Consider the following 12,371-nt stretch of genomic DNA (forward strand, 5'->3'; position numbering starts at 1 on the left):
CTCTTTTCTCGTATAATTACCCTCGTACCAATGTTAATGCGTAAACATTTGGACAGCCATGTTTCTTTAATAGTCGAGCCGCATGGCGCAAGGTTGTTCCTGTTGTATATATATCATCGACCAATAGGACAGGTTTGTTAATAGATTCCGTTATAAAAAAAGGATTTTTCGATATTATTCTCTCCATACGGGACTTTTTTGACTGCTTTTCTCCATGCAATCTTGTTAAAATTTCTTTTGTTTCTATCGGTAAAAAATCGGCTATCATTTTCGCTTGATTAAAACCTCTTTCAAGCAATCGTTCTTCGCTTAATGGAATAGGAACGACAAACCCGTTCTTTTTTAGAAATGAAAAATTTTCTTGAAATGCTTCCATCAAATAATTTTCAAAAATATATCCTAAATAATAATCACCACGATACTTCCATTTTGCAATAACCTCTTTCATAAATGGATTATAGGTGAAAATAGAATAATTGAATTGAAGGGATTCATTCTTCTCTTTTTCTTCCCACCACATACAATCCGCGCATCTTTTTTCTGTTGTATTTCTACTACATCGATCACACCGATTCCCATTTATCCATTCTAAACCTAGCTTACACTCGGAACATAAGATCTCTTCCTTTTCCAGCATAATTAAATTCGCCCAACTTAATGAAAGAATAATTTCCGTATCACACCAAGCGCAATTCATGTTTCAAATCCTCCACGTTTATTCATTTTTTTAATAGAGGCAATTGCTCTTTCCATTGCCTCTGTCTTCCCATCATGAAAGAAAATCACTTCCCCGATTGGGTCGTCTGCACTCCTCCCTGCTCGTCCAGCAATTTGCACTAAAGCAGCTTCATCAAAAACAGAATGGCCAGCATCCACTATTGCAACATCCACAGAGGGAAATGTTACTCCCCTTTCTAATATGGTCGTTGTAATCATGACAGTTATTTTTTTCTGTCTAAACTGAATTACTTTCTCTTCCCGATCTACGTCTTCTGCATGAACGGATGTGAGCATCGCTTCTGATGAGATTACTTTTTCTTTTTTTAAAATACTAGCAAGTGAATCTTTCATTTTCTCAGCTAGTTTAATGGTAGGAACAAAGATTAAGAGTTGTCGTTTGGAGTTTTCTCTTTTAGGAAGCCAGTTATAGAATGCCTTCGGTAACCGATATTCATCTAAATCTTTTTTAAGAGAAAAACAAATTTTTGTTTTAGGAACCGGTAAAGGATGTCCATGGAACCGGACAGGCACAAATGTATGCGGGAGCGTTTTTTTAGCTATTCGCTTTTGGTGGTCTTTTCTTGGAGTTGCTGTTAAATAAATCATGGTGCTATCTTGTTTCTTCGCACGATTTGCGGAATAGGGAAGGGAAGGATCAGCATGGAAAGGGAAGGCATCGATTTCATCAACAATGACAACATCGAATGCATGTTGAAAGCGAAGTAACTGATGGGTTGTTGCAATGATTAACTGTGCAGTTGCATCCTTCGTTTCACTCCCACCATATAATGCTTGAACAGGAACTTCTTCAAATGCTTTCTGTAATCGAGGATAAAGCTCACGAACGACGTCAGCTCTCGGGGTAGCAATACAAATACGTTTTCCTTGTTGGAGTGTTTCGGTAATTGCAGGGAAAATCATTTCTGTTTTTCCTGCTCCGCAAACCGCCCAGATCAAATATTCCTTTTCCCCACTGCGAATCGCTTGAACCATATGATTGGACGCCTGTAGTTGACCTTGTGTTAATGTTCCATCCCATGTACATGGTTGTTTATATGTAGACCAGTTTGGTGGTTCTCCACCCCATGTATACAAAGGCTCACATTCCATCACGCGTCCCATTTGAATACATTTTCTACAATATAAATGTGTCTTATTACATATGGAGCACGGGATTTTTGCAAATAAGGATTTCTTTTCATTCCCACATCGCATGCATTGGTGAGCAAGTAACTTCTTGATGATGGATTTCTGAGGAATTAAATATTGATTATCGAGGAACTGTTGAAATGTAGGTTCATTAAGTGGAATTTCTCTTCGTAATAAAATTCTACCGGAAAAGATCCTAGATAGATTTTCTAATTGTGTGGGAGTTATTGTTTCCACTATAGTATTCACTCACTTTCCTTTAAAAATTTAGTACTCGTATTAGGCTGGACGTTTGACTTTGTTGCCTTTATGCAGGAAGAAAGTTTTATACTTTCTTTCCTGTCAAAAAAGGTAACACTAAAATCAGCTAACCCAATGGATTTATTTCACATACCACCCAATACCAATTGCACCTTCTCCTAAATGAGTTCCTATAACAGGTCCAAAATAACTAATGATGGTATCCATGTTTGGGTATTTTTCTAAAAAAGAGTCCCTAAGGTTTTTAGCTGACTGTTCATCGTTTCCGTGAATAAAGGCAACTTTTAATTCTTTTCCTTTTGCCGCATCTTCTTCAAGTAAACCCATGATTCGATTAATTGCCCTTTTACGAGTCCGGATTTTTTCAAATGGGACGATGACCTTATTTTCAAAGTGTAGAATTGGTTTGATTTGTAAAAGGCCACCTACTACAGCTTGAGCACTGCTTAATCGTCCACCTCGTTGTAAGTTCGTTAAATCATCCACCATAAAATAAGCACGTAACGTTTGTTTCATTACATCTAAACGAGTGATGATTTCTTCAGCGGTTTTACCGGCTTTTGCCATCTCAGCAGCCTCTAGTACATAGAAACCTTGTGCAATCGCACTGATTTCCGAATCGTATGCATAAACATCGATTCCCTTTACCATTTCTCCTGCACTAATTACCGATTGGTATGTACCACTTATTCCGCTAGAAAGATGTATAGAAACAACTGCATCATAATCTTTTGCCAATTCTTCCAACTTAGCAGTCACATATCCGATTGATGGTTGCGATGTAGTTGGTAAATCGTCTACTTCTTTTAGTTTTTTATAAAATTCATCTGTTGAAATATCGATTTCCTCTTGATATGTTTCTTCTCCGAAAACAACGCTGAGTGGTACCATATGTATATTCTCTTGTTTGCGGAGGTCAGTTGGTATGTATGCTGTACTATCAGTCATGACAGCTACCTTCATAATAATCTTCTCCTTATTTAGAATTAAGATTCTTGAGCAATATTTTACATGAATCCATGAAAAAAAGCATTCATATACTAGGTTTTCACAATAAAAAATACCCTAATACAATGTACTAGGGTATCCTTTTATTAGATAACCTCTACCCAACCCTTTCGGATAGCTGAGACTACTGCCTGTGTACGGTCATTACAATTCATTTTTTGTAAAATATTACTTACATGGTTTTTAACTGTTTTTTCACTTATATATAGTGTTTCCGCAACCGCTCGATTACTTTTTCCATCAGCTAGTAATTGTAATACTTGGCACTCACGTTTTGTTAATAGATGAAGCGGTTTACGATATTCAATACCTCTATCACTCACAGAAGGATTGTTTTCTTTTGCAAGTCTACGATACTCTTTCACTAGATTATGAGTTACTTTCGGATGTAAGTAAGAACCACCCTCACTAACGACTTTGATCGCTTCGATTAAGGTATCTGCATCCATTTCTTTTAATAGATAACCTTGGGCACCTGTTTTCAAAGCATGCGTAACATAATTTTCATCATCGTGAATGGATAAAATAATTACTTTGGAATTTGGAAAATAACGAACTAAATCAGCTGTAGCTTCTACACCATTTATATTTGGCATGTTAATATCCATTAAAACAATATCAGGATTAGTTTCTTTCACTAATTTTGCTGCCTCTGAACCATCACTACCTTCTGCAACTACTTCAAAACTAGGTTCAAAGTCTAAAATACGTTTAACGCCTTCACGAAATAATTTATGATCATCTATAAGTACAATTCGAATCATTTTTTCCTCGCTCATCTTATTTTCCTCCATATATATCTATTACGTTTTTTGCTCTGTCTCTTATCATAGCACGGAATCGTTATACGGAACTCTAATAGTAATAACGGTCCCTTTCCCAATCTCTGATTGGATAGATAATTCACCTTGAAGGTTTTCTACTCTTTCCTTCATTCCAATTAATCCAAAGGACTGTTCTTTTTTTAGTTCTGTATTAAAACCTTTACCATCATCTTTAACTATTAAAGTTAAATAATTTGTACCTATTTCCAATTTTACTTGGATAACGGATGCTTCCGCATGTTTAATCGCATTTTGTAATGCTTCTTGCATCAATCGGAAAAATGCTATTTCATATTTGGGGTTTAGGCGTTTTTCCGTGCCCATCATAACAAAATCAATTTGTATGTTGTTGTATTCACCTGCGTTAGAAAGGTATTTTTTAATGGTCGGAACCAGTCCTAAATCATCTAACGCCATTGGTCTTAAATCATAAATAATTCTTCTTACCTCAACAAGCGAGGAGCGAATCATTCCGCGAATACTTTTGATTTCATCCATTGCTTTGGAAACATCACCTTGGAGATAAATCTTTTCGATTAACTCCGAACGTAGTAAGATATTCGCTAAACTTTGTGCAGGACCGTCATGAATTTCACGAGAAATTTTCCGACGTTCTTCTTCCTGCGCCTCAATAATTTTTAGGCCGAATTTTTGTTTTTCCTTTGCATCTTCAATTACTTCGTTTACTTGTTTAAAATCTTCTTGTAAATAATTAAGAACTACTGTGATTTTACTAGCTAAACGTTCTGCTCTTTCCATCGTACTAGCTAATTGTACTAGTCTTCTTTCAATATCATCACGCTTTTCCCGAAGATCCTTTTCCTCTTTACGAATAATCGTTAATTTCGTCTGCATTCCATGAGTAATCTCATAAACCTTACGAATTTCATCCTCAGAATATCGGTCAAAGAGTTTACTTACTTCTGCTAAACGCTGTTTGGAAAAACGAAATTTCACCTCTAGTTGGTCGCCATTTTCAATGTATTGAATTACCTTTTTTTTTATCTCTTTCAATTCTAATTGAAGGCGTTCGTATTCGGAACGAGCCCATTCACTAATATCAAAAATTTCATCTTTACTATAAATGACAACATCAATCATCTCATCAATGATATGATCTAATGCATTGTCTCCGAATTTCTTTGACATCCGTTCCCACCAACCTATACTATAATTATACGTATATACCCACTGTTTTGATAGGGTTAACTATAAAATTCTAGGAATTACTACCCCTACATGTTAAGATTATTAATCATATAGGAGGATTTATTATCTATGTTATCTACCTATTATACCGTAAAACCTGAAGGAAATGACCAAATAATCATACAAAAATCACGGTTTATTGGATATGTGCGTCGAGTGAAAACTGAAGAAGAGGCACAAGCCTTTATTCAGGAAATAAAGAAAAAACATTACGACGCTACCCATAATTGTTCTGCTTATATCATTGGGGAACATGATGAAATTCAAAAAGCAAATGATGATGGAGAACCGAGCGGAACTGCAGGAGTACCGATACTTGAAGTGTTAAAAAAACAAGGATTAAAAGATACTGCGGTTGTCGTGACAAGATATTTCGGTGGAATTAAACTTGGGGCTGGTGGGTTAATTCGTGCATACGGAAGTACAACTTCACAAGCCATTAAAACAACAGGAATTGTAAAAAGACAATTAATGAAAGGTTTTTCTATCACAGTAGACTATGGTTTACTAGGCAAACTAGAAAATGTTCTTCGTAATTCCGAACATATCCTAGAAACGATTCATTACTTAGAAAATGTAGAATTTATCGTTTTTGTGGAAGATGGGCAAGAAACAAAATTCACAGAATGGATCGTTGATTTAACAAACGACCAAGCTAAAATAGTAGAGCTAGACCCAAAATATATCGAAATTGAAGTAGAATCGACATCGGAATAAGCCTTAGATAATGAAGGCATGGAAGGTCTTTTATTCACTTTAAAAAAAGAAAAGCTCACTAGCGAGCTTTTCTTTTTTACATTTGTGTATTTCCGCTTAATTGTTGATTATTTGTTAACTCTTTTACTATTTTTTGAATCAACTCTTCGGCTGATTTAATTTGTTGATTTTCGGTTTCAACTATTAATTTCTTCAGCATCCGCTTATATAATTCTTGTTCCCCCATGGAATGGTTCCCGCCTTTTGTTCAAATTTATCGCTAAAACCAGATGAATAGACATATTTCATTTTACATTGTGTCGATATTTATTATTTTTTAAGAAAAAATAACGTACATAGGGTATCTTACTATATATCTACAATTTATTCTATAGTTTTCTCATTATTTTCAATAAATTGTTTCCGCTATCAGGAAATTTGGCATTCACAAATCTTTAATTAACTTAGTTAGACCTATGCAGATAAGCATTATGCTTTCCTTTTCTGCCCAAAAATAATAAAACAAATTACAGCAACAAATGCTCCAAATACATCGATAAATACATCCCCAATATATGGTGTGCGATTTGGCGTAATAACCTGGTGGATTTCATCTACCATAGCATATGCAGAAGTTAATAAAAATGAAATTAAAATAGCTTGTTTTTTTTGAATATGGGTGGCCTTTTTAAGAGCAATATAAAAAAGGCACGTTAACAAGAAGAAAACAGTAAAATGTGCCCCCATACGAATAAAAAATTCAATAAAACCTGCAATACCTAATGTTTCCACACTTACAACAGATTGATGATACATAAAAGAAATTCCGGAAAGGACGGGTTCTAAAAAGGATAAATCTATATAGTTTCCTAAAAATGGCCTCATATCTTGTTTTTCATAAGGAGTAGAAGAAGAATAAAAAATAATTCCCATCCATCCTAGGGTCAAAATCCAGTACCAGTATTTTTTTCGCATGTGTCACCTTCCCTGTTTCTATAGATTTTTCCCAAACTAAAAAACCGTTAAAGCAGAGTGCCAAACGGTTCACTAATCATATTTTATTCTTTCTCCATTTACTGAATTCAAGGTATTCTCTAAATTCCTCTTTGGTTACTCCTGAATCCATTGCTTCACGAACAATATCTAACCATTCATTATCTAAAGTATCATACTCTATGCTTTGTTTTGTTTCATTATTTAACAATTCATTTACGGTTACACCTAACACTTCGCTAATTTTCTCTATAAATTGGATGGACGGATTGGATTGTAGGTTCCGCTCAATGGAACTTAGATAAGACTTAGCAACTCCAGCTCGCTCGGCTAATTCGGAAATTGACATTTTTTTCTCTTTACGCAATTGTTTAATTTTTTCACCGATCAAGTCTTCTCACCTACTTTCATTGGGGATTATACCATAAAACAGGTGAGTTGTTCTATTACTTAGTGAATTTTATTTGTCCTTGTTGTAGTAAGAATGCTCGTATTTCTTCTTTCGTTATCCCCATATCCTTTGCCTGTTTAATCAATTGAACCCAACCACTATCAAGCGTCACACTTTTTATTAACTCGCTCATCTTGTTTCCCCCATTTTAAATCAGGTAATCCAGCCGTCATAGCATAAAAAGCGTTAGACCTGTGACTTTGCGCCCTTACCTTTCAATAAGTTTGCCTTTTTTTCTGACGTTCATTTTTATCTGAGACTATTATACTATTTCCTAGTGCCTTTTGGTGTGACTAGTTTTGTCGAAAAACTTCTAGTTTTGTATTACAGATATAATCATATTTTATCTAAGTCTTTACGTTTTTTTATTGTATAAGACTAGTAAACCAGTTATGCTACCAACAGTAATAAGTAGCACACCGATTACTAAAAAAGTAAACATATTCGTAGCAGTATTCGGTAAAATACTCTCACCGCTTCCATCACCACTATCAATTACCCCTGTTACTGTCTCTAAATCACTTCCTTTATCTGCTTCACCTTCAGCTGTGTAATAAATAGTGAACTTAGCATCAAGGCCTTGAAAGTCATTTCCAAGGTGTTCCGGAAAACGAAGGACATATTCTAATTTTTCACCTTCATTCGGTGAAAGAGCGCGTGGGGAAAATCCCGTGAAATCGGATAATTTCCCGTTATATAGTTCTTCATTACTACTCCAAACCTCTAGTAATAATTCGTTATAAAGCTTTAATGATTTACTATCTGGTTTTACTGAAGTAGTATATTTAAAACTAATTTCACCATTATTCTTTATTGTAGCCGTTCGCGGTGCCCAATCCCCTGGTTTCATGTTACCTACATCAAATAACTCTTTTTGTGGTAGTACTTCGATGGACAAATTTTCCTCAGCTGAAACAGTAGCCAGGCCCATAAAGGTAAAAATTAGTATATTTGTTAAAAAGATGGCCAATGCTTTTTCCTGGATTTTCATATACATCTTCCCCATTAAGTATTAGGAATTCGTTACATTAGTTTGAGGTTTCTTTTGATCATCTAATTCCCTTAATGCTCTCCAAATTATAAAAATAGAATAACCTAACATTAGAAATCCAGGTATAATCAAGAAGGCAATGCTACCATTCGGTGACTGTGCAAAGGTTGAAATATATCCAAGATATGGTATAGTGAATCCGTTATAAACCGCAACTACATTCTCTGCTAATACTGGATTTGAATCTGGGGCATTGTTATTATCCCCTTTTGTCGTATACATAACATTCTCCCCGCTCGTCTGTATATCAATAATCCTATGTGTCACTAGCTTATCCTCTGATTCCATAAATGTAATGACATCACCTTTTGTTAGATTATTACGTTCTTCACCTTCAATCGGTTTTACTGCAATGATGGACCCTGTTTGTATTCCAGGCTCCATGGAACCAGACAAAACCGTTTTTAATTGATACCCTGAAATTTCCGGTTCCCCTCCTGAGGCCTTGTTTATAACTACTAATGCTGCAACAGCTATGAGTACTACCATTAGCACAATAGATATTATTCGATTCACCCATTTAAATATTGTTTTCTTTTTCATTATTCAACACCTTCCTTGTTTTCCTGTTCTTGACTAGACTCTACTTCGGGTTTAGTTTCTATCTTTTTTTGTTGCTGTTCTTGTGCAGGTTCCTGATCTTCTATAGTTTTTTGTTCAATAGGTTTGTCTGTGGTTTGATTGAGTTGACTGCTTTTCTCTGTTTTTTCTTCTTTCACTTGTTCTTCATGGTGTTTAGGTTTAGCGGATTCCGTTTGAATGCTTTTCGCTTTATTCTCTGTCTTATTCTGCTCATCTTTATTTTCAATTACTTCTTCATCAGCTTCTTTATTAGCATTATTTTCTTCTATTTCCTGTTCTGGGTTAGTCGTTGGATTACATTCAACAATAAATTTCTTACTCTCAACTTTTTTATCTTGTTCGTTCACGATAAAGACATATCTGCCAGTCTTATTTGCTTCATAACTAACTTTTTCAGATTCGCTATTTTTTAGTGCATTAATTCGTCCCTCGCCTACTTTTTCACCTTTTACAGGATTTCCGTTTTCAACGTAAAAAACATCATATATAACATCTTCCGTCATATCTCCGGGTCCTATATTTCTTACAACGGTGTCAATCATACACGATCTATGTGGATTTCCACTTCTCTCAAATTCAAGCTCATATTGTCCCCTCAACCAATCCGCTGCTTCAATACTTCCTTTTGGCTCAACCTTACTAGAAAAAACAGCTGAAGTTGTTGAAGTGAAATAAGTTGTAGAGAAAAGAAATAAATACCAGATCAGAGCAATTTTTGCTATAAACCAAAAACCCTGATTTTTTGATTTTAATTTTCGAAAACGACTTATTCTCACTAACAATCTCCGCCTTTTTATTGAAATCCATTTTGTGCCTTTTGCTATTTATTTGTAGTTCTAAAAATATTAAAGAAATAACATGCTTAGGGCTACAAATAAAATAGTCCCCTATAATTTACAACTTTTATTTTTCGTTCATGACCTGCATTGCCTCAAAAGTCCAATCCAGATTCATCGTATTTCCTTGATAATCATTTTGACTTTGCTCCGTCTGTATAAATTTAAATTCTACAAACACTTCGACATTCTGGCTCTCTTTTGGAAAATTATTTAATAGAACTATTGCATTTTCTACTCCTTTTAAATCATCTAATGTTACCTTTTTATTAGAAGTAATTTTCTCTTCTCCATTAACTTTTAACGAAACAACTTCTATTTGACTTCCAAAATCTTTCTTACCGTCAACTGTATGATTGGAAATTAAAGTCACCTTTCCGATATCTAAAGTTCCGTTATTAGACAGGTCAAATTTATAATGAAAGACATCACCGGGCTGTTTATTTTTGAACTCAAACAGAACACCGTCACTTACATTTGTCACACCTAAATCTAATGTTCCAGATATAATTTCATTCTTTGTATCTTCACTATCATTAAAATATGCAACAGTGCCTCCACTAAGCAATGCCATTCCAACCAACCCTATTGCCATCCCCATCAAGATATTTTTCTTAAAACTCATAGGATCCCCTCCTAAGTGTTAGATATGTATATGGGAAGACGAGATTAAACTCGTCTTCCAGATGGAATTATTATTTTCTTTCACCCGCTGTTTGTTTAGCATCAAATATCCATTTAAGTTGCAATGAATCTCCTTGAAATTGATTTTGGTCGCCATCATCTACAAATTCAAATTGCACTTTTAATGTGTCTTTAGAACCAGCCTTTAGCCCACTATTTTCACCAAAAACAGACCAAATTTTCTTTTGAACAGCATCAGGGGCCGTACCTTTCAAATCATGTAATGTTGTGCTATAAATAATGTCATTCGGTTTTATTGCTCCACTCTTATCTATATTTCGTAAAAAGTTAACTCTAATGTGTTTACCAAAATCTTCTGCATTATCACCTTTTGCATCCGTTACGGTATAATCTGTTGATAATAAAACCTTTGATATATCTAATGAACCATCATTCTTTAATTCAAAAGTTCGGTTCATCCAATCCCCTGGTTTAATATTTTTTACATCAATAACGACTTCAGGATTTAAATTTAAATCCAACGTACCGGCTGCAAATGTATTGTTGGATTCTGCCGTATCACTAAAATAAGCAAATACTCCTCCACCGACTAAAGATAATCCTAATGCTGCTGTTGCTACACCCATTCCAATTTTCTTTTTAAGACTCATTTTCTATTCCCCCAATAATATAATTTTTAATAAAAAAGCCCCTTAGTTTTCCTTCATCCGCCGCTGATGGTTAGTCGCACTTATGGCAGTTGATCTCCTTCCCCACCACCTTGTGGTTCAGACAGACCTGAAATGATTTAGAACGTTCATTGGTAGAGATAATTATTTAACTCAGAAAAATCTGGTCATTCCCCCTTCACTTATGTATAGATTTTTATATACCGTTCTCTTTAAAAACCAAAATTGTTTGTTATTAAGAACAGCACATTTGCAGTATAGGTCATTATGCTTAGAAAGGAAAGTTCTAAAATTTCCTGTTTTTGCGTTATAAAGAACACTTTTCTTTAGTTTCCATCATTTATCTCTTACTTTCTTATCATTTTGAATATATTTAAATATAAAATATCACTATAAAGAACAAATATGTAGTTAACTTCACATCTTCCATGTTTTTCAAATCCTATATATAATGAAAAGTAGTACTAATGAGGAGTATGAACTTATGCGCATTTTTTCTATGTTATTAATCACTGCAGGAATTGTCTTTCTCGGTATTGGTGGTTATCAATGGTATACTACAGAAACTGCACAGAAAAATAGTTTGGCAGAAGCGAAGGATTTAATTAACGACTCCACCGAAGAAATTCAATCGGAAGACGAAGTTAAAATCGATGGTTCTCATTTTTCACCATCAATGGGGGAAACAGCTGGAATCCTACATATCCCAAAACTGGAATCCAATCTTCCTATAGTCGAAGGAACAGATGAGGATGATTTGGAAAAAGGTGTTGGTCATTATAAAGGGTCGGCTTATCCGACACAAGGAGAACAAATTGTATTATCAGGTCATCGCGATACGGTATTTAAACGAATGGGAGAGTTAGAGCTTGGGGATATATTGACTGTAAAACTTCCTTATGGTGAATTTTCCTATGAAATTGTAGATACTAAAATAGTGGGTGCAGATGACCGAACGATTATTAAACCACAAGGGAAAGAAATTTTAACCGTTACTACATGTTATCCTTTTAACTTTATAGGAAGCGCTCCTGATCGTTATATTATCACTGCGTTACCAGTTGGAAATGGGGACAAGTAAGTTGTTCCTTTTTTTACTGGTTATTTTTTCATTTATAATTAATGCTTTCCCACATAATCTAAAGGAAAGTCAAAATTTCGTAGACGAGTTTCGACAATTCGGTTATAATTTATACAGGATTTTGTGGACGTGGCCTTCCCAGGGACAGGCTTTAATCAGCTGATTTATTGAAATTTCTTAGTTCACAAAAATAAACA

At 34.8% G+C, this 12,371-nt stretch carries 16 protein-coding genes and 1 riboswitch; of the genes, 2 read left to right on the top strand and 14 right to left on the bottom strand.

From position 1 onward, the window contains the following. Window positions 1-16 precede the first annotated feature (16 nt). The 5 genes from ACFQ18_RS00925 to ACFQ18_RS00945 all read right to left on the bottom strand — a co-directional run bounded on the left by ACFQ18_RS00925 (window position 17) and on the right by ACFQ18_RS00945 (window position 5,111). Window positions 17-697 (bottom strand): ComF family protein, encoded by a 681-nt coding sequence (locus ACFQ18_RS00925; RefSeq protein WP_204797644.1) that lies wholly within the window; start codon window positions 695-697, stop codon window positions 17-19. Continuing rightward, entirely contained in the window at window positions 694-2,118 is a 1,425-nt protein-coding gene (locus ACFQ18_RS00930; RefSeq protein ID WP_379565508.1) for a DEAD/DEAH box helicase, read from the bottom strand. The genes ACFQ18_RS00925 and ACFQ18_RS00930 overlap by 4 nt, the downstream gene beginning before the upstream one ends. Before the next feature lie 132 nt (window positions 2,119-2,250). Then, window positions 2,251-3,093 carry a DegV family protein gene (locus ACFQ18_RS00935; RefSeq protein WP_060668022.1) on the bottom strand — a complete coding sequence of 281 codons (843 nt, stop codon included), beginning with the start codon at window positions 3,091-3,093 and terminating at the stop codon, window positions 2,251-2,253. Window positions 3,094-3,224: 131 nt separating this feature from the next. Continuing rightward, window positions 3,225-3,917, bottom strand: a complete 693-nt coding sequence (locus ACFQ18_RS00940) for a response regulator (protein WP_047184760.1) — start codon at window positions 3,915-3,917, stop codon at window positions 3,225-3,227. Window positions 3,918-3,965: 48 nt separating this feature from the next. Then, a complete protein-coding gene (locus ACFQ18_RS00945; protein WP_047184761.1) occupies window positions 3,966-5,111 on the bottom strand; it encodes a sensor histidine kinase in 1,146 nt (381 codons plus the stop codon). A 129-nt stretch (window positions 5,112-5,240) separates the two neighbouring features. Here ACFQ18_RS00945 and ACFQ18_RS00950 point away from each other — a divergent pair, with 129 nt between their 5' ends. Then, window positions 5,241-5,888 (top strand): YigZ family protein, encoded by a 648-nt coding sequence (locus ACFQ18_RS00950; RefSeq protein ID WP_047184762.1) that lies wholly within the window; start codon window positions 5,241-5,243, stop codon window positions 5,886-5,888. Between the two features lie 76 nt (window positions 5,889-5,964). Here ACFQ18_RS00950 and ACFQ18_RS00955 read toward each other — a convergent pair whose 3' ends face one another. The 9 genes from ACFQ18_RS00955 to ACFQ18_RS00995 all read right to left on the bottom strand — a co-directional run bounded on the left by ACFQ18_RS00955 (window position 5,965) and on the right by ACFQ18_RS00995 (window position 11,075). Continuing rightward, window positions 5,965-6,114, bottom strand: coding sequence for a hypothetical protein (locus ACFQ18_RS00955; protein ID WP_165589177.1), 150 nt, complete (start codon window positions 6,112-6,114; stop codon window positions 5,965-5,967). Window positions 6,115-6,356: 242 nt separating this feature from the next. Beyond that, entirely contained in the window at window positions 6,357-6,842 is a 486-nt protein-coding gene (locus tag ACFQ18_RS00960; protein ID WP_204797645.1) for a VanZ family protein, read from the bottom strand. Between the two features lie 76 nt (window positions 6,843-6,918). Next, entirely contained in the window at window positions 6,919-7,251 is a 333-nt protein-coding gene (locus ACFQ18_RS00965) for a helix-turn-helix domain-containing protein (RefSeq protein ID WP_047184763.1), read from the bottom strand. 55 nt (window positions 7,252-7,306) lie between these two features. Then, window positions 7,307-7,444, bottom strand: a complete 138-nt coding sequence (locus tag ACFQ18_RS00970) for an anti-repressor SinI family protein (RefSeq protein ID WP_084824045.1) — start codon at window positions 7,442-7,444, stop codon at window positions 7,307-7,309. A 20-nt stretch (window positions 7,445-7,464) separates the two neighbouring features. Next, window positions 7,465-7,550: riboswitch (cyclic di-GMP riboswitch) on the bottom strand. Between the two features lie 116 nt (window positions 7,551-7,666). Next, window positions 7,667-8,302 (bottom strand): hypothetical protein, encoded by a 636-nt coding sequence (locus ACFQ18_RS00975; protein WP_204797646.1) that lies wholly within the window; start codon window positions 8,300-8,302, stop codon window positions 7,667-7,669. A 21-nt stretch (window positions 8,303-8,323) separates the two neighbouring features. After that, window positions 8,324-8,905, bottom strand: coding sequence for a signal peptidase I SipW (gene sipW, locus ACFQ18_RS00980; protein ID WP_047184764.1), 582 nt, complete (start codon window positions 8,903-8,905; stop codon window positions 8,324-8,326). Next, window positions 8,905-9,720 (bottom strand): amyloid fiber anchoring/assembly protein TapA, encoded by an 816-nt coding sequence (gene tapA, locus ACFQ18_RS00985; RefSeq protein ID WP_204797647.1) that lies wholly within the window; start codon window positions 9,718-9,720, stop codon window positions 8,905-8,907. Before tapA ends, sipW begins: the two co-directional genes overlap by 1 nt. A 127-nt stretch (window positions 9,721-9,847) precedes the next feature. Beyond that, window positions 9,848-10,405, bottom strand: coding sequence for a TasA family protein (locus tag ACFQ18_RS00990; RefSeq protein ID WP_047184766.1), 558 nt, complete (start codon window positions 10,403-10,405; stop codon window positions 9,848-9,850). A gap of 70 nt (window positions 10,406-10,475) precedes the next feature. After that, on the bottom strand, window positions 10,476-11,075 hold the full coding sequence (locus tag ACFQ18_RS00995) for a CalY family protein (protein ID WP_047184767.1): 600 nt from the start codon (window positions 11,073-11,075) through the stop codon (window positions 10,476-10,478). 502 nt (window positions 11,076-11,577) lie between these two features. On the opposite strand from ACFQ18_RS00995, the gene ACFQ18_RS01000 reads away from it, so the two are divergent. Continuing rightward, window positions 11,578-12,174: a class D sortase gene (locus tag ACFQ18_RS01000; RefSeq protein ID WP_047184768.1), complete on the top strand. Its 597-nt coding sequence runs from the start codon at window positions 11,578-11,580 to the stop codon at window positions 12,172-12,174. The last annotated feature ends 197 nt before the right edge of the window (window positions 12,175-12,371 follow it).

This window comes from Oceanobacillus caeni (genome assembly GCF_042678465.1).
GTDB lineage: Bacteria > Bacillota > Bacilli > Bacillales > Amphibacillaceae > Oceanobacillus > Oceanobacillus caeni.

What these genes read in the sequence shown, in the direction of transcription:
- ACFQ18_RS00935 (WP_060668022.1), bottom strand. Translation starts at nt 3,093, where the DNA reads ATGAAGGTAGCTGTCATGACTGATAGTACAGCATACATACCAACTGAC.
- ACFQ18_RS00955 (WP_165589177.1), bottom strand. Translation starts at nt 6,114, where the DNA reads ATGGGGGAACAAGAATTATATAAGCGGATGCTGAAGAAATTAATAGTT.
- ACFQ18_RS00950 (WP_047184762.1), top strand. Translation starts at nt 5,241, where the DNA reads ATGTTATCTACCTATTATACCGTAAAACCTGAAGGAAATGACCAAATA.
- ACFQ18_RS00960 (WP_204797645.1), bottom strand. Translation starts at nt 6,842, where the DNA reads ATGCGAAAAAAATACTGGTACTGGATTTTGACCCTAGGATGGATGGGA.
- sipW (WP_047184764.1), bottom strand. Translation starts at nt 8,905, where the DNA reads ATGAAAAAGAAAACAATATTTAAATGGGTGAATCGAATAATATCTATT.
- ACFQ18_RS01000 (WP_047184768.1), top strand. Translation starts at nt 11,578, where the DNA reads ATGCGCATTTTTTCTATGTTATTAATCACTGCAGGAATTGTCTTTCTC.
- ACFQ18_RS00940 (WP_047184760.1), bottom strand. Translation starts at nt 3,917, where the DNA reads ATGAGCGAGGAAAAAATGATTCGAATTGTACTTATAGATGATCATAAA.
- ACFQ18_RS00995 (WP_047184767.1), bottom strand. Translation starts at nt 11,075, where the DNA reads ATGAGTCTTAAAAAGAAAATTGGAATGGGTGTAGCAACAGCAGCATTA.
- ACFQ18_RS00925 (WP_204797644.1), bottom strand. Translation starts at nt 697, where the DNA reads ATGAATTGCGCTTGGTGTGATACGGAAATTATTCTTTCATTAAGTTGG.
- ACFQ18_RS00945 (WP_047184761.1), bottom strand. Translation starts at nt 5,111, where the DNA reads ATGTCAAAGAAATTCGGAGACAATGCATTAGATCATATCATTGATGAG.
- ACFQ18_RS00990 (WP_047184766.1), bottom strand. Translation starts at nt 10,405, where the DNA reads ATGAGTTTTAAGAAAAATATCTTGATGGGGATGGCAATAGGGTTGGTT.
- ACFQ18_RS00970 (WP_084824045.1), bottom strand. Translation starts at nt 7,444, where the DNA reads ATGAGCGAGTTAATAAAAAGTGTGACGCTTGATAGTGGTTGGGTTCAA.
- ACFQ18_RS00975 (WP_204797646.1), bottom strand. Translation starts at nt 8,302, where the DNA reads ATGAAAATCCAGGAAAAAGCATTGGCCATCTTTTTAACAAATATACTA.